Below are 16,353 nucleotides of genomic sequence, written 5' to 3' on the forward strand. Positions count from 1 at the left end.
CAGTTCACACAGGAAAGCGGCGTGAATTCAGAGAATTCACTTATGGGTTTGACAGGTAACTCCTATTGCGCGAATAGGTTTCCCGTCTATTTGTTCTCGGTCTTGCGCGGTGGCGTCCTGACGGCGGGCGCCATGAACACGGCCGCGATCACGCACGCGAGGACGACGATCATGGCGGTGCGCAGTCCGTAGCGGTCGCCGAGGAAGCCGAGGCAGGGAGGGCCGACCAGGAACGCGACGTAGCCGATGGTGGCCACCAGGCCGACCCGGGCGGTCTGTTCGGGGGCGGGGCCGGAGTCGCCTGCCGCCGACAGGGCGAGGGGGAAGCCGAGGGCGGCGCCCAGTCCCCAGAAGAGCACGGCGGCGCCGGCCAGTGCCGGGCTGTCGGAGAAGATCACGAAGGAGAGGCCCAGCGCGCCCGAGAGTGCGCTGGCCCTGACGACGGCTGTACGGCCGTAGCGGTCGATGAAGAAGCCGCCGCTGAAGCGGCCGATGGACATGGCGGCGGCGAACCCCGCGTAGACGAGGGACCCCGCTGCCGGGTCGAGTCCGTGTCCGTCGACCATGAGGAGCGGCAGCCAGTCGTTGGCGGCGCCCTCGGCCAGTGCCATGGCCAGGACGATCCCGCCGATCAGCAGGAGCCGTGGGTCCTTCCACACCCTCGGTGCGGCCGCGCGCCCGGGCTGCTCGGCCCGGCTCTCGCGCAGCCCGGTGCCTGACGGGACGGCCCTGATGGCGTAGGCGAACATCGCGGCGGATACGACCGTGATCGCGGCGAGGTGCCACTGCACCGGGAAGTCGCGGGCGGTGGCGAGGAGTCCCAGGCAGGCGCCCACGACGGTGCCCAGGCTGAAGAAGCCGTGCAGGGTCGGCAGGACGGTGCTGTTGGTGGCCCGCTCGACCTCGACCCCGTCGACGTTGATGGCGACCTCTCCCCCGCCCATGCCCGCCCCGAAGGCGAACAGGCCCAACGTGACCAGCGCGGCGGAGGAGTTGAGAGCGCCGAGACCGATGAGGGCCGTACTCGCCACGACGAGGAGGGTGCCTGCGCCGATGACGGGCCGGGTGCCGAACCTGGACACCAGGGCGCCGGAGGAGAGGACTCCGAGCATGGACCCGGCGGAGAGGCCGAACAGGATCAGGCCCATCTGCGCGGTGGACACGGCGAGTTGGTCGCGTATGTCGGGGGTCCGGGTCACCCAGGAGGAGATCGACAGGCCGGGGAGGAAGAAGAAGAGGAACAGGGACCGCCGACGGCGGCGCAGGGCGCGGTCCGCGGAGGGCGGGGTGGCGCCTGGGGAGGTGGCGCCTGGGGAGGTGGTGCCTGGGGAGGTGGTGCCTGGGACAGCGGGTGCCGCCGCCTGTATGTCGCTCTCGTTCGTCATGGTGGTTGGTCTCCCCGTCGTGCCCTCGTGGCGAAGTCCCAGTGTGGACATGGCGCCAGCACAGTGCGAACGCGGACTACTCCGTGGACAGCCGGAGCGCCCGGGTCTAGATTGAGCCTCATCCGATTACGTGAAAGCAGCTTTCACTCACCGAAATACCCTGACGAAACCTGACGGAAGAAGGTACCCGTGTCCCAGCAGCCCCCTCCCGCCTTCGTCCCCCGCCGCTTCGACGGCCGCACCGTGCTGGTCACCGGTGCCGGAACCGGCTTCGGCGCCGAGATCGCGGTGCGCGCCGCGCGGGAGGGAGCCCGGGTGGCCGTCCACTACCGCAGCTCCGCCGCCGGGGCGGACCGGACGGTGGCGCGGATCAAGGACGTAGGCGGCGAGGCCTTCACCACGCAGGCCGACATCACCCGTCACGCCGACATCCGGCGCATGGCCGAGGAGGTGTTCACCCGCTTCGGCGGTCTGGACGTGCTGGTCAACAACGTCGGTGACGTGGCGGGCGACCAGATGTCCTGGCGGGACGTCACCGAGGAGTCGATCGACCACGTCCTCGCCGTCGACATCAAGGGCACGATGCTGTGCGTGCACGAGTTCGGCTCGCGGATGCTGGAGCAGGGCCACGGCGCGATCGTCAACATCGGCTCAACAGTGATCGTGCGCGGCAGCGCGCGGGCGCCGCAGTACGCGGCGGCGAAATACGGAATCCTCGGCATCACCAAGTCCTACGCGCAGGCCTTCGCGCCCGCCGTACGGGTCAACACCTTCGCCCCCGGCTTCATCGAGACCGAGACGCTCCTCAACCGCGCGGACTGGCAGTCCGGCCGCCGCGAGGACATGATCGCCAAAACCCCCATGCGCCACATCCCGGGCCCGGCCGAACTCGCCGGCACCGCCCTCTTCCTGGCCACGGATGACGCTGCACACATGACGGGCGTGTACTTGAACGCCGACGGCGGCTTCAACATGATCGGCGCGTAGCGCTCCGCTGGGTAGGCGGTTGTTTGGCCGCGGGCCCGGTGGGGGCTGGTCGCGCAGTTCCCCGCGCCCCTGAAGGCAAAGCGGGGCTGCGCCCCCCCGCTTTGCCTTCAGGGCACGGTCACGAAACGCTGCCGGATCTCCCCGATTCCCTCGATGCGGCTGACCAGTTCGTCGCCCTCGGTGAGGTAGCGCGGCGGGGTCATCCGGTTGCCGACGCCGGCCGGGGTTCCGGTGAAGACCAGGTCTCCGGGGAGGAGTTGCACTACGGCCGAGAGGCGGGCGACGAGTTCGGAGACGGGGAAGATCATGGACTTCGTACGATCGTGCTGGACCGCCTTCCCGTTCAGCAGCCCGGTGATCTCCAGGTCGTCGGGGTCGGCGAACTCGTCCGGGGTGACCAGGAGCGGGCCGGTGGGACCGAAGCCCGGGAAGGACTTGCCCAGGCTGAACTGGGCGGGCTTGCCCTGGAGTTGGGAGACCCGCTCGGAAAGGTCCTGGCCGACGGTGAGGCCGGCGACGTAATCCCAGGCACGGTCGGCGGGTATCCGGTGGGCGTGGCCGCCGATGACGGCGACCAGTTCGACCTCCCAGTCGACCTTGCCCGGGGGGAGCTCGATGGTGGTGTGGGGGCCGGTGACACAGGTGGGGAACTTGGTGAACACCAGCGGCTCGTCGGGCGGGGTGAAACCGGCCTCGGCCGCGTGGGGCGGGTAGTTGAGGGCCACGGCGAACACCTGGCGGGGTCGGGGAACCGGGGCTTGGAGGGCGGCCGCGTCCACCTCGATGTCGTAGGCCTCCTCGGACAGGCCGCCGGCGAAGTCGCGGAGCCGTTCCCACTGCTCCAGCAGGGCCATCGGGTCGGCGGGCAGGGACCCGGCGGAGGCCTCGTGGACGTCGGCGGCCCGGCCCTCGCGGACCAGGACCGCACGGCCGCCGAGGACGCCGAGCCTCACCAGTCCACCTTCTGCGGTACGGGGGTCCCGTGGCCCTGCTCCCAGCTGACGATCGGGGTGCGCAGCACGCCCAGGCGCTCCACCTCGGCCTCGACGAGGTCGCCGGGCTTGAGGTACATGTCGGGGTCACCGCTGAAGCCGGCGACGCCCTGAACGGTGCCGGTGGTGATCAGATCGCCGGCGCTGTAGCCCTGCGGGGAGTGGTAGGCGACGATGTGCGGGATGGAGACCGACATGCGGTTGGTGTTGGACTTCTGCCGGACCACGCCGTTGACGCGCAGTTCCATGTCGAGGTTCTGCGGGTCGGGTATCTCGTCGGCGGTGACGATGTAGGGGCCGACGGGGCAGAAGGTGTCGATGGCCTTGCAGAAGGAGAAGACGCCGGACTCCATCTCGCGGCGCTGGATGTCGCGGGCGGTGATGTCGTTGAAGACGACGTATCCGGCGATGTGGTCCGGGGCGTCGTCCACGCCGAAGAACTTGCCTGGCCTGCCGATGACGACGGCTATCTCCAGCTCGTAGTCCAGCTCGCTGGTGAGGTGCTCGGGGTAGATGACCGGCTCGTCGGGGCCGACGATCGCGTCGACGTTCTGGAAGAACACGATGCCCTTGTGCATGGGGTGGGACCAGTCGACGTTCTTCGACTCGTCCTCGTGCTCACGGAAGTTGCCGGAGGTGTGGAAGAACTTCTTCGGCACGATCGGCGCGCGCAGCTTCACGTCGTCGAGGGCGAGGCGCTCGCCGGTCTCGGTGACGTGGCCGTCCCGCTCGAAGTACTCGCGGGTCGAGCCGACCTCCAGCGGCAGGATCAGCCGCTCCTCCAACTCCAGCCTGCCGACGCGCCCGTCGTCGTAGGTGACCAGCTTCATGGTGTCCCGCTTTCTGTGTCGGGGTGGTGGTCAGTGGCCGTGTCGCATGGGTGGTCTTGTCGCACGGTGTCGCCCGGGTGGCCTTCTCCCGCGAAGACCCGCAGTTGGAGGGCGAGCATGCCGTAGTAGCCGACCAGCGTGGTCAGTTCGAACAGGCCGCGCTCGCCGATGGCCAGGACTGCGTCGTCGTACTCCTCGTCGGTCAGTTCGCCGGAGTGGAGGAGGGCGACGGTGATCCGCAGTGCCGTCCGCTCGGCGGGGTCCGTGAGTGGGGGCAGCGCGCCGACGCGAAGTGCGGCGAGTTCCTCCTCGGTGAGACCGCAGGCACGGCCGACGGCCTCGTGGGCCTCGCGCTCGAAGGCGCTGCCCCAGTACGCGGCGACGGCCAGTACGGCCATCTCCCGCGTCCGGTCGCTCAGGGTGCTCCGGTAGCGCACCGCGGCGCCGACCGCCTGGACGGCGTGGCCGACCGGCGGGCTGAGCAGCATCGCGTTGAAGGGGCCGCGCAGCCGTCCCTGCTCGTCGGCAAGCGGGAAGGCCTGCGGCCCGGCCGCTCGGGGGCCGCCGACGATGGCCTCGTAGACCTGGGTCTGCTGCTCGTCGAGGTCGGCGGGCAGGAGTCCGGCGAGTCGAGCGGGTCGGACGGGTCGGACGGTCGTCATCTGTTCACCCTAGCCACTCAGTTCGGTGAACGAAAGTAGATTTCATCAAGCAAAAGTGGTGGCTGGGAATTCGGGTGAGACTGACTTCCGTAGAATGAAAGCGGACGCCCCTTCAGAGAGTGAGACGACCTTGCCGCCGAACCGCTCCACGCCCGCCGAGTCCGCCGAGTCGGTCGAGTCCGCCGGGACCGAAGCGCCCGCCAAGCGCAGCTACCAGGTGGAGTCGCTCGCCAAGGGGCTTCGCCTGCTGGGCCTGTTCTCCGAGCAGCGGACGTCCATGAAGCTCTCCGACATGGCGGCCGAGACCGGCGTACCGCTGCCGACCGCCTTCCGGATGGCCGCGACGCTGGTCACCGAGGGCTTCCTGGAACAGGTCCCCGACGGCTCCTACCGCCCCGCCCCCAAGGTCCTCACCCTCGGCTTCTCCGCCCTGCGCGGCCTCGACCTGGTCCAGCTGGCCGACGGCCCCCTGCACCGACTCGCGGCCTCCACCGGGCAGACGGTCAACCTGTGCACCCTCTCCGACGACCGGGTCCTCTACCTGGTACGACTGCGCAACAGCGACCTGGTCACGGCCAACATCCAGGTGGGCTCGCGACTCCCCGCGGTCCGCACCTCGACGGGCAAGCTGCTGCTGAGCGAGCTGGACGAGGCAGACCTGGACCGGCGCCTGACAGCGGACTCCTTCATCGGATCCGCCGGCCCCAACGCCATCCGAACGCTCGCCGCACTGAAGCCCCGGCTGGCCGAGATCCGCGAGCAGGGCTGGGCCGTACAGGACGAGGAACTCGCCTACGGGCTGCGCTCGGTGGCGGCCCCGGTCCGCGGCGCCGACGGCCGCATGGTCGCGGGCGTCAACATGGCGGTCCCCGCCCGCGAGTTCCCGATGTCCCGGCTGTTGGGCGAGCTGCGGCCGCGGCTGGAGGAGACGTGCGGGGAGATCTCGCGGTTGCTGGGCGGTAGTTGACGCGGCGGTCCAGCGGCGGTCCATGGGAATCACCGAATGGGTCAGACCAGAGTCCGGCCGCCGTCGACGTAGAGCACCTGGCCGGTGACGAAGGACGCTCGCGTCGACGCCAGGAACAGCGTCGCGCCCACCACGTCGTCCGGCGTACCCAGCCGCCCGGCCGGGACCAGGGCGGTCAACTCGTCCCGCATCCCCGGCTTGTCGAGGTACGCCTGGGTCAGCTCGGTCTCGGTGTACCCGGGCGCGACCGCGTTCACGGTCACACCGTCGGCGGCCCACTCACGGGCCATCACCTTGACCAGCTGGTCGAGGCCGCCCTTGCTCGCCGCGTAGGGCGCGTGGTGCCGATGCGCCAGCAGGGAGGAGACCGAAGAGTAGAACACCATCCGGCCACCACCGGCTTCGCGCATGATCCGCCCGGCGGCACGGCCGATCCAGAACGCGGTGGACAGATTCAGCAACAGGATCCGGTCCCACACCTCGTCGGGGGTATCGACCACGGGCCGTCGGTCGTTCGTCCCGACCGCGTGCACCAGCACGTCCAGCCCGCCGAGCAGTCCGGCGGCGGTGCCGACGAGCTCGTCGCAGGCCTCGGAGGAGGTCATGTCCACCGCAAGGGTCCGTACGTCGGCACCGGCGACTCGCGGGTCGTCGCGAAACTCCTTGAGCCGCTTCTCGTCCACGTCCACGACAACGAGCCGCGCCCCCGCCTCCGCCAGCCCTCGCGCACAGGCGGCGCCCAGACCGCCCGCCCCGAGGACGAGCGCCCGCCCGGCTTCCAGGCCCAGCCAATCCATGAGCGCCTCCGTTTTCATTTGGCGAAAGCTGGTTTCACTGCCCCTATGAGACCATAGCGAGCGCCTTGGGCGGTGTCCATGTCGCGTACGGGGCACGGGACACGAAGCGCGGGGATTCGATGCGGAGCGGGCCCGTCGCTCACGTCCCGGGAGTGACGACGATGCGGACCGGGTAGCCGGGTGGCGGATCCCCGAGTCCATCGTCCCGACGAGCCAGAGGGCCTTGCGGAACGCCTCCTGGAGCTGGTCCATGACCACATACTCGGCGACCGAAGCACCGGTCTCAGAGTCCGTGCCGAACAGCTCGATCGACGGCAGCCGGGGCATGCCGATCGCGCGCAGCCCAATCACGCCAGTCTCGGCATGCCTTGCGCCCAGGCCAGATACAGACTCCGTGACGCGTCAATCACGCTTGGCAACGATTCAGCTCAGAACTGTCGCTCAACGTGACAAGGGGGTGCTTCGCGGCGAGGCCGGACTTTTCCCGACGACATCACCCGCTGTCCGAGAACGGCTCCGCCGCTGGCAGGCGGTCTTGCGGCTCTCGTTTCACGGCTCTGACAGTGAGGACCAGCGGGGCGGCCTGACGACCGTGAAGGGGACGATCTCGTGGGGGCTGGGATCGAGGGAATCGACGAAATGCTGCGGGACCGTCTGCTGATCATGGTCAACGACCAGTCGGCGATCGACGTACTCCCTTACATCCCGGCCCGAACGGGCGGGCTGGTGCTGACAGGCGCTGCCGCACCGGCCAGGTGCAGGGAAGTACGCAACGCCCTGCCGGAGACGGTCGTCGCCATGGACCACGGCAGCCACACCCAGCAGGTCGCTACCGCTGACGCACCCTTCGGGCTCAAGACCAGCTACGGCTGGCGCGACCTGGACCTCGCCGGGCTCAACGAGATTCTGGACGGCCAGCGCGACAACAAGGCGTCCTACGCCGTGACACCCACCTGCTTCATCCCGGCCGAGCAGGCGGGAGACACGTCAGTGCTCAAGGCCGTGGTCCGTCAGGCGAACCTGCTGCGCCGCCAGGACACCGTGGTGCTGCTGCCGTGTAGCTGGCGGTGGCTACGACGGTCCTCCTTGTCTCATCTCACCGAGCAGATTCGAGCCTGCCGGCATCCCGTGGGGCTGATCCTGCAGGCGGATGGTGATCCACTTGAACGCGTCGGAGTCCCTGAGGGGCTGCGGCAGTTATGCCGTTCCTGTCCGCGGCTCGTTCTGTGGCGCACCGATCTCGCTGCCTTCGACGCGATGGCGCACGGGGCGCTGGGCGCGGCGGTCGGAGCCGCGGCCGTACTCCGCCATGGGATGGTTCCGCGGCCGGACAACGGGGGCGGCGGCCACAAGGCATATCCAGTGGTCCTGGTCCGACGCCTGCTTCGCTACCACCGCGTGGCCACCCTCCAGGACTGGTTCGCCCACATCGATCCGTGGACCTGCGACTGCGCGGTCTGCAAGGGCGCCGCTCTCACCCGCTTCACGGACAGCCAAGCCGACGTCGTTGCAGCACTGCAGCACACTATTTGCGAACTCTACGGCCTGCATGACGAGTTGGACGCGACCCTGCCGGGCGACGAGCGCATCGGCTGGTGGCGTCAGCAACTCGCGGACGCCTGGGAATACCACCGCCTACTGGCTTCTCAGACGGACACCGAGGTCCGGTTCCCGAAGGTGCTTCAGGCCTGGCGCCTCCCGAGTCCGCCCGCGCTGCCGGCGACTGGGGAACGCCGGAATCAGGACCAGTCCGGCCCGAGCTGACGCCAGGCCTGCTCGTGAAAGAGCCACTGTGCGGCTGAGTGCCGCAGGGGGCGGTAAGGGGCGGGTTCCAGGACCCAACACAGCCCTGATGGCCCCTGGGTGGCGACGCCGACTCCAAAGAAGCGTGCCTTGAGGAGGAGAAGGTCGAAGTCGGGGTCGCGAGACAAGTCAGGGTTGTGCAGCGCTCGTTCCGACACCTGGTGCGATACCACGACCCCCCGGGCGCAGAATGGAGCGAATTGCGAGGCGTCCCGCACCGCGGAGTCCCACTCGCGGGGTGAGACGCCTTGCGGCCGGACGAGAACCAGCTCGACGCGGGCTGCGGACACCAGCCGCCGTACAACGATGCCCTGCCCGTTCTCCCGATCCAGGACGCCGGGCGGAGCAGTGCGCAGCGTCCGCAGGGCATGGGCATCAAGAGAGGACAGCGGTACGGGGAGGTCCACGGGAAGGTTGTGCAGGACGGTGAGCAGCGCCCGGCTGTCGACGGCTCCGAGGCCGACTGCGGAACGACGGCGAGCCTCATCCGCGAACACGGTGACGGCGGCCCGCACCTGCTGTCCGCGCAGCCTCAGCTCAGCGAGTGTCTGCTCGGCCAGCAGCATGTCTCGTGTCCTTGTTCTGGTAGCTCGGTGGCGTTTCGTCGGACGGCGTGAGGTGCAGCAGAGGCCGTTCGCCACTGTTGTCTATCAGCCCCCGCACGCTCCGAGCACATCCGCCGACGGAATGCTGCCGCCCGGTGGCCGTGCCCACTACCATGCGCCCCGCTATGCGGCCCTCCGTACGGGTTCCGGCACCGACTGAGGGTCTTCCTGGCCGGGCTCCCGTGCAGGGGTTGTCGGATGCGCAAAGGTATCGAGCGCATTCACCACGCGGGCCTCCGTCAGGCCTGCGGCTCGTTGCCCACGTCGTCAGGGGTGACTGTGATGATCCCGACCGCCGGCGGATGCGGCTGTGGCGCGTACACGTACACGATGGTCAGGCCCGGCATGTCCTCGCGTGGTTCGAGTCCGGTCCGGTAGACGACTGTGCCACCGTTACCCTGCACCGAGCCGCGCCGGATTCCGAGTCTGGGGTTAACCCTCCAGCTCTAGTCGCAGCTCCTCGACAGCCTGCTGGGCGACCGGACCGAGCATCTGGAGGCGTTTCGCCGCCGAGGTCGTAATCACGGCGATGGCTCAGCTCACTCCTGATTGCCCTTCTTGACCTCAGCAATGAGGTCAAGCCCCTCCTGCAGCGCATCGTCGAACCCGGGATCGTTGAAGGCCCGGATGCTGCCGGCATACGTCTTGATGACGTCTGCGACCTGATGGAGGTCGGTGGCCGTGGAGCTGTTGGGGCGGGCGTAACGTCTGACGGCCGCTTGAAGCGGCCCTGGCTAGTTTTCCGCTTCAACCGTCGTACTGAAAGCGCGCCGGCTCGCCAAGCACCAAGCTGGCGCTCTCGAAGTCGGCCAAGCGGGCCGCCACCGTGGCCACGGCGAGGCGTTCCGGGAGGGCGGCGGAGAACTTCAGGCCGCGTACGGCCCGGCGGTCCACGTCGGGCAGGACGAGGTTCTCGCCGACGTTCTCGCGGGCCACACGCCAGTCGGCCGGGGTGAGGTTCTCGCGCAGGCGCAGCCAGCTGTCGGTGGGCCGTTGCAGGGGGTCGGTGACCGACTGGAGGGTGGCCGCCAGGGTGGCGTTGGCGCGGTAGCCGGCCCAGGTCCACCAACGGACATCGGAGCCGATGCGTGTGATCAACGTGCCGCCCGGGTGGACGGTGTCAGGTGCGTCGGTTTCGCGCTGCTCGGCCAGGCACGCCTCCGCCCGCCGGGTGAGGGAGACGGGCGGGTTCGTGCCGAGCAGTACCTCGCGCATGGCGCGCGTCAGTGCGTACGACAATCCGGCGACGCCGCCGTTCATCCACTTGGCGATTCCGCCGCCGTCGGCCGGCTCGACGAAGACGCGTTTGCGCAGCCAGTCGATGTACGTGACCTGCCAACTGCGCCCACCGAGCAGCAACCGTCTGGGGCCGGGGCGTTCCTCCGTGAGCACGCTCGGGTCGGTGCGGCCGATCTCCGTGCGTCCGGACAGGACGGTGAACTGCGGAGGTGCGGTGAAGGAGGCGGTGAGTTCGATGAAGTGCCGTTTCCCGAAGCGGCGTTCCGCCTCGGGACCGATGAACAGCATCCCACCGTCACTGTCGAGGTAGCCCTCCTCCGCGAGGAAGCGCAGGATGGGGGCAGCCGACTTGTCGAAGGGGGCGAGGCCGTTCCACTGCCGATCCCACAACTGGTCACCGAGCTTGTGCTGTTGCAGGGTCACAGCGAGCAGTTGCTGGGCCACCAGGTGGCGCGGCTCCGGCGGGGGGACGACCGGTTCCACCCAGCCGCGCGACCACAGCAGCAACAGCCCCGCAGCCTGCAGCAGTGTGTCCTTGCGGGTGGTGAGGAACAGACAGTTCCGCACGGTGCCGGACCGCCGACCGGTGCGGCCGATGCGCTGCAGGAACGAGGCAACGGAGGCCGGTGAGTCGATCTGGATGACGCGGTCCAGGTCACCGACGTCAATGCCGAGTTCGAGAGTTGACGTGGAGACGATGACGCAGTCGCGTGCCTCGGCGAACGCCTGCTCGGAACGGGTGCGTTCATCGACGGAGAGGGAGGCGTGGGACAGGAAGACGGTCACCTCGCGTGCGCGGAGCGCCGCGCCCAACTCCTCGACCTGGCGGCGTGAGTCGCAGAAGACGAGCCGTTTCTCTCCCCTGTGCAGCGCCGCGATGAGTTTGGCCGCGTTGTCGAGGGAGCCGACGTAGTCGAGTTCCACTTCGCCCGCAGGCCAGCTGGACGGCTCAGGACTCGGTTTGTCGCCGTATCCGCTGCCGTCGGTGGCCGGCAACTGCACTCCAGGGGCGACCACCTGACCAGTGCGGCTGCCGACGCCCGCGCCTTGCAGCCAGCGCAGCAACTCGGCCGGGTTGCCGACGGTCGCCGAGAGCCCGACGCGCTGAATAGGCCGTCCGGTGACCCGCTCCAACCGTTCGAGCACGGCGAGCAGGTGCCATCCCCGGTCGTCCCCTGCGAACGCGTGCACTTCGTCGATGACCACGGCCCGGACGCTTCCCAACATGCGGGCGTGGTCGGTCTTGACGCCGATCAGCATCGCCTCGAGCGACTCGGGCGTGGTCAGCAGGATGTCCGGTGCCTCGGCCCGGATGCGCTGCCGTTGCGATTCCTTAGTGTCGCCGTGCCAGAGCGCAGCCCGTCGCCCCAGCCACTGGGCGTACGCGTCGACGCGGACGACCAGGTTGTTGAGGAGTGCCTTGAGCGGGCACAGGTACAGCACGGATGTGCCGGTCCATCTCTGCTCGGTCATCGCCGACAGCAGGGGGAAGCAGGCCGCCTCGGTCTTGCCCCCCGCCGTCGGAGCCAGCAGTACGGCGTCCTGTCCCTCCATGAGCGGGGGGATCGCCGCCCGCTGCAGGGGGCGCAGATCGGGCCAGCCGAGGGTGTTGACGATGTGATGCAGGACGACGGGATCGAGTCGGTCCAGTACGTCGACATCCTCGTCACCCTGGTCTTTCCCGGCCGAGAGTCCCGCGTCCGCCATCACAGCTCCAGGTGGATGTCATCGGCCGACGCAGAGTCTCCGGAGACCGTGGCCGCCAGATTTCGCTCGACGTCGGTGAGTTCGCTGCCGGCGACGGTGAGCCGATAGTGCTGCCGGGGGTCGAAGTCGTCGAACTGGTCCACGCGGTCGAGTACGTCCCCGACGAGTTTCTTCAAGAACAGCCGGGGAGCCACCCCGACCTTCCCGCCCAACGCCCCGCCGACGGCCACCGCGAGGTCGGCGACATACGCGTCGTCGACGACCTTCCGCACGCGCTCGGGCATTTCTGCGGCATCGGCGTACAGGTCACGGATGGTGAGGCCGAGTCCGACCAGGGACTCCTGGTTGAAGCCGGGAAGCCTGATCTGCACAGCGCGAGGGTTGTCGAAGCGCGGGTCAGTGGTGAAGTCGGTGGCCAGCCGCTGAGCGAGCGGGGCCAGCCGCTGCACGCCCTGCTGACCGTCGTAGAAGGCCGGGGTGCCCGTGATGACCAGATAGAGGCCGGGGAAGCGGCCCGAGTGCACCTCGTCGATGAGCTGCCGCAGCGCGTTGAGTGCCTTGTCGCGGGCGTCCGACCGAACCCGCTGCAGCGTCTCCACCTCGTCGAGGACGACGAACAGCCCGGTGTGTCCCGAGTCGCGCAGCACGGTGAGGAGCCCCTGCAGGAACCCGAGCGCACCGAAGTGGTCGAGGTCTCCGCGCACCCCGGCAGATCGACGGGCGGAGGCAGCCACGTGCGGCTGGCCGCCGAGCCACGCCAGGACGGCTGCCGCGGTCGCCTCGTCGCCGTCCGCGAGGGCGGCGCGGTAGCCGCGCAGCGCGGTGGCGAACGCCGGGGCGTGCCGGGAGACCTCCGCGAGCCGCGCGACGAGCAGCTTCTCCACCTCGTCCGGAAGATCGTCCTCGGTCGCACCGGCGGCGAGGGCGTCCTCTTCCAGGGCGTAGAACCAGGCGTCGACGACGGGTCGGAGGGCACTGGGAGGGAAGCTGGACGTGGTGAGGCGCTCGGTGAGCCGCCGGTAGACCGTCTCCAGCCTGTGCAGTGGTGTCTCGTTCTCCGAGATCTGGATCTCGGCCACGGCGAAGTTACGGCGCTTGGCCCGCTCCCCCAGCCAGCGGGTGAAGAACGTCTTGCCGGACCCGTACTCGCCCCGCACGGCCTTGAACACGGACCCGCCAGATGCCACGGCGTCCAGTTCCGCGTCCAGGGCCGCTTCGAACCGGTCGAGTCCGGTGGCCAGCAGGTCGAGTCCGCTGTCGGGCACGGCACCGCGTCGCAGGGCGTCGATGACGGTGCGGCGGCGGGCGGCGCTCACCTGGGCGGGGCGCTGGGATCCGGTGGTGCTCACAAGAAGCAGTCTTCCATTTCCAAAGGCACGCCCGTACGGGAGGCGAGACGCCCTCTTCGCTGAACCGGTTGACGGTCACCTGAGGACACTGCTGGAATCACTCTCCGTACATACGGCAGGGTGGGAGTGGGACGAACGTGGCGGCACTCGACAATGTGAAGCTGAAGGACGTACTCGCGGATGTGGCGTCGGGCTCCTTACAGTTGCCCGACTTCCAGCGCAACTGGAAGTGGGACGACGACAGGATCCGCGCGATCATCGCGACGGTGACGCTGGACTATCCGCTCGGTGTGGTGATGACGCTGCAGACCGGCGGCGCCACCCGCTTCCGCTCCCGGACACTCACCGGAGCACGCCCGGACGGGGATCCGGCCGCGGACCTCCTCCTGCTGGACGGGCAGCAACGCCTCACCTCCCTCTTCCAGGCCTTGTGGCTCGACGCCCCGGTGGAGACCGCGGACGCCCGTAACAAGCCCATCGAGCGGTGGTACTACGTCGACATCGCGAAGGCCGTCGGCCCGTCCGCGGACCGCGACGAAGCCATCCTGTCCGTCCCGGCGGACAAGGTACTCCGCACCGACTTCAATCGCACGGTGGTGCTGGATCTCAGCACGACGGAGAACGAGTGTGCGGCCGGTCTCTTCCCTCTGCATCTCGTCTTCGACGCACAGCGTGTGAACCAGTGGATGATGTCGTACGTCAAAGCGGACGAGGGCCGGAACTGGAACTTGTGGGGGCAGTTCGACGAGTTGGTCCTCCAGCAGGTCCGCGCCTTCCAGGTCCCGATGATCCGGCTGGCCGCCACCACCTCCATGGACGCCGTGTGCGCGGTCTTCGAGCGGGTCAACACGGGCGGCGTACCTCTGAACGTCTTCGAACTGCTCACCGCGACCTACGCCGGGGACCGCGAGCACGTGGACCGGAGCGGGGACTACTACCAACTCCCCGAAGTGTGGCGGGAGATCAAGCAGGGGCTGGCGGCCAAGTACCCGGTCTTCGGCCGTCTGGACGGCGGCATCGAGAACGGGCTGAGCAGCATCGACTTCCTGCAGGCCATCGCCCTGGTACGCACCTGGGAGCGGAAGCAAGCCGGCACCGGCGCGACGGTGTCGTGCAAGCGCCGGGATCTGCTGGACCTCCCGCTGACCGACTTCGTCCGGCTGGCGCCGAAACTCGCCGACGCCTTCGCCTGGGTGGGCGACTTCCTGGAACGGCAGTGCATCGTCCGCCCGAGCGACCTGCCGTACAAGACGCAGCTCGTCCCGCTCGCGGCCGTCCGTGCCATCCTCGACACGGCGCTGGACGGCCTGGGAGCGGAGGAGAAGACCGAGCAGTGGTTCTGGTGCGGAGTCCTCGGCGAGATGTACGGCGGCTCCACCGAGACCCGCTTCACCCGTGACGTCGAGCAGCTCGTCCCGTGGATCGCGCAGGACGACCGAGCACCCGACACCGTCACGGACGCGTTCTTCTTCGCCGACCGCCTCGACAGCCTCACCACCCGCAACAGCGCCGCCTACAAGGGCATCTACGCCCTGCTCATCAAGCAGGGGGCGGTGGACTGGCACCACACGGACAGCCCGCTCAAGCCGGGCAGGCTGGACGAGTACAGCGTGGACGTCCGGCAGATCTTCCCCAAGACCTGGTTCCGGCGGGGCAACAGCCAGGACCTGCCCACGAACTCCATCGTGAACAAGACCCCTCTGTCCTACCGCGCGGCGATGGACATGACCGGGGCACCGGCGTCGTACCTGTCCACGATGGTCGCCGCCTCCGACATGCGCCCCGAGTGGTTCGACGATGTGCTCGCCACCCACCTCATCGATCCGGAAGCGCTCCGCGACAACGACTACGAACGGTTCTACAACGACCGTTCCAAGCAGTTGCAGGATCTCGTGCACGCCGCCATGGGCAAGAGGACCATGCTCCGTGACCTCGCGGAGGGCGACGCCCGATGACGACCGCACCGAGCGGGCAGGACCTCGCGGCGCTCAAAGGCAGAACCGTGCCCGTGCAGGACATCCTCGACCTGTTCCAGGTCAGGGTCCGTGACCACCGGACGGTGCACCGCATCTCGCAGGCACTCACGGACGCCGGGCTGACGACGCTGCCGGACTTCGCCGTCTGCGGTCAGCGCAGCAATGTCGACGTGGTGCCGCTCGCGTCCATCCCCGCGCAGGCCGCCCCTGCCGACGCGGAGGAGGACGAGACCGACGAGGCCCTGCCCTCGGCCGCCCTGCCGCAGCGTCTATTGCTCGGCGACATCCCGTCGGCGCGGCGCGGTCTGGTGTCCGTCGGTCCCGGTACGCCCCTGGCGCAGACCACGTTCCTGATGCGTACGAAGGGCCTCGCGCAGGTCCCGGTGACCACCGGCATGGCGCAGGTCCATGGGGTGGTCACCTGGGGGTCCGTCGCCAAGATGTACGAGGCGGGCAAGGAGCCGACCCTGGACAACGCGATGGAGAAGGATTCCTTTCCTCTCGCTGACACCCGCCAGGAGTTCTTCTCCGCCCTGCCGGTCATCCGTGTACACGGCTACCTGCTGGTCCGAGGTGACGACGGCTGCCTCTCGGGCATCGTCACCGCTGCGGATGTCACAGACCGCTTCGAGGGCGCGGCACGGCCCTTCTTCATCGTCGGGGAGATCGAGTCCCTGCTGCGCCGCTGCCTGGGCGCGGCGCTGGACGAAGAGACCATCAAAGCCGTTCAGACGAACAAGAAGGCCGAGCACCGCACCGGCCAGGTCTCCGACCTCATGTTCGGCGACTATCTGAAGCTCCTCGATGGCGACCAGACGAAGACATCATTGGCCGAAGCCGCAGACGCCAACTGGGAAGCCCTCAAGTGGCCCAACATGCCCAGGGAGCAGTTCATCGGCCGCCTGAAGCGAGTGAAGGACATCCGCAACCGGATCGCACACTTCGACGAGAAGCCGCTTCCGCAGGAGCTGCTCGACGAACTGACGACGTTCGCGACGCTGCTGCGGGCGTTCGTGGCCTGAGGCGGCGGGGTGCCTTGATGCGAACGCCAGAG

General features: G+C 68.8%; 13 protein-coding genes. 5 read left to right on the forward strand and 8 right to left on the reverse strand.

Translation table 11 applies throughout. The annotated features are described in order from the left end of the window. Nucleotides 1-86 precede the first annotated feature (86 nt). The gene (locus tag AC5DRG_RS15325) at nucleotides 87-1,385 is read right to left on the reverse strand and encodes an MFS transporter (protein ID WP_491811051.1); all 1,299 of its coding nucleotides are present in this window, start codon (nucleotides 1,383-1,385) and stop codon (nucleotides 87-89) included. A 189-nt stretch (nucleotides 1,386-1,574) separates the two neighbouring features. Here AC5DRG_RS15325 and AC5DRG_RS15330 point away from each other — a divergent pair, with 189 nt between their 5' ends. Continuing rightward, on the forward strand, nucleotides 1,575-2,372 hold the full coding sequence (locus AC5DRG_RS15330; RefSeq protein WP_491811052.1) for an SDR family NAD(P)-dependent oxidoreductase: 798 nt from the start codon (nucleotides 1,575-1,577) through the stop codon (nucleotides 2,370-2,372). A 107-nt stretch (nucleotides 2,373-2,479) separates the two neighbouring features. Here AC5DRG_RS15330 and AC5DRG_RS15335 read toward each other — a convergent pair whose 3' ends face one another. The 3 genes from AC5DRG_RS15335 to AC5DRG_RS15345 are packed head-to-tail and all read right to left on the reverse strand — an operon-like array spanning nucleotide 2,480 to nucleotide 4,856. Next, the gene (locus AC5DRG_RS15335) at nucleotides 2,480-3,325 is read right to left on the reverse strand and encodes a fumarylacetoacetate hydrolase family protein (RefSeq protein ID WP_491811053.1); all 846 of its coding nucleotides are present in this window, start codon (nucleotides 3,323-3,325) and stop codon (nucleotides 2,480-2,482) included. Continuing rightward, nucleotides 3,322-4,194 (reverse strand): fumarylacetoacetate hydrolase family protein, encoded by an 873-nt coding sequence (locus AC5DRG_RS15340; protein WP_491811054.1) that lies wholly within the window; start codon nucleotides 4,192-4,194, stop codon nucleotides 3,322-3,324. Before AC5DRG_RS15340 ends, AC5DRG_RS15335 begins: the two co-directional genes overlap by 4 nt. Next, a complete protein-coding gene (locus AC5DRG_RS15345; protein ID WP_491811055.1) occupies nucleotides 4,191-4,856 on the reverse strand; it encodes a carboxymuconolactone decarboxylase family protein in 666 nt (221 codons plus the stop codon). The genes AC5DRG_RS15340 and AC5DRG_RS15345 overlap by 4 nt, the downstream gene beginning before the upstream one ends. A 130-nt stretch (nucleotides 4,857-4,986) precedes the next feature. On the opposite strand from AC5DRG_RS15345, the gene AC5DRG_RS15350 reads away from it, so the two are divergent. Beyond that, a complete protein-coding gene (locus AC5DRG_RS15350) occupies nucleotides 4,987-5,823 on the forward strand; it encodes an IclR family transcriptional regulator (protein ID WP_491811056.1) in 837 nt (278 codons plus the stop codon). Between the two features lie 41 nt (nucleotides 5,824-5,864). Here AC5DRG_RS15350 and AC5DRG_RS15355 read toward each other — a convergent pair whose 3' ends face one another. Continuing rightward, nucleotides 5,865-6,620 (reverse strand): SDR family NAD(P)-dependent oxidoreductase, encoded by a 756-nt coding sequence (locus tag AC5DRG_RS15355; RefSeq protein WP_491811057.1) that lies wholly within the window; start codon nucleotides 6,618-6,620, stop codon nucleotides 5,865-5,867. 609 nt (nucleotides 6,621-7,229) lie between these two features. Between AC5DRG_RS15355 and AC5DRG_RS15360 the strand changes: the two genes are divergently transcribed. Beyond that, complete coding sequence (locus tag AC5DRG_RS15360) at nucleotides 7,230-8,384, forward strand: hypothetical protein (RefSeq protein ID WP_491811058.1); 1,155 nt, start codon at nucleotides 7,230-7,232, stop codon at nucleotides 8,382-8,384. On the opposite strand, the gene AC5DRG_RS15365 is transcribed toward AC5DRG_RS15360, so the two are convergent. The 3 genes from AC5DRG_RS15365 to brxD all read right to left on the reverse strand — a co-directional run bounded on the left by AC5DRG_RS15365 (nucleotide 8,360) and on the right by brxD (nucleotide 13,323). After that, entirely contained in the window at nucleotides 8,360-8,989 is a 630-nt protein-coding gene (locus tag AC5DRG_RS15365) for a hypothetical protein (RefSeq protein WP_491811059.1), read from the reverse strand. The two genes, AC5DRG_RS15360 and AC5DRG_RS15365, sit on opposite strands and share 25 nt — an antisense overlap. A 786-nt stretch (nucleotides 8,990-9,775) precedes the next feature. Continuing rightward, on the reverse strand, nucleotides 9,776-11,974 hold the full coding sequence (locus AC5DRG_RS15370) for a DEAD/DEAH box helicase (protein WP_491811060.1): 2,199 nt from the start codon (nucleotides 11,972-11,974) through the stop codon (nucleotides 9,776-9,778). After that, entirely contained in the window at nucleotides 11,974-13,323 is a 1,350-nt protein-coding gene (brxD, locus tag AC5DRG_RS15375) for a BREX system ATP-binding protein BrxD (protein WP_491811061.1), read from the reverse strand. Before brxD ends, AC5DRG_RS15370 begins: the two co-directional genes overlap by 1 nt. A gap of 137 nt (nucleotides 13,324-13,460) precedes the next feature. On the opposite strand from brxD, the gene AC5DRG_RS15380 reads away from it, so the two are divergent. Together AC5DRG_RS15380 and AC5DRG_RS15385 are read left to right on the forward strand one after the other, a co-directional pair. After that, a complete protein-coding gene (locus AC5DRG_RS15380) occupies nucleotides 13,461-15,278 on the forward strand; it encodes a GmrSD restriction endonuclease domain-containing protein (RefSeq protein WP_491811062.1) in 1,818 nt (605 codons plus the stop codon). After that, the gene (locus AC5DRG_RS15385; protein WP_491811063.1) at nucleotides 15,275-16,321 is read left to right on the forward strand and encodes a CBS domain-containing protein; all 1,047 of its coding nucleotides are present in this window, start codon (nucleotides 15,275-15,277) and stop codon (nucleotides 16,319-16,321) included. The genes AC5DRG_RS15380 and AC5DRG_RS15385 overlap by 4 nt, the downstream gene beginning before the upstream one ends. Nucleotides 16,322-16,353: the final 32 nt, after the last annotated feature.

Source organism: Streptomyces sp. JLBG701, assembly GCF_058544905.1.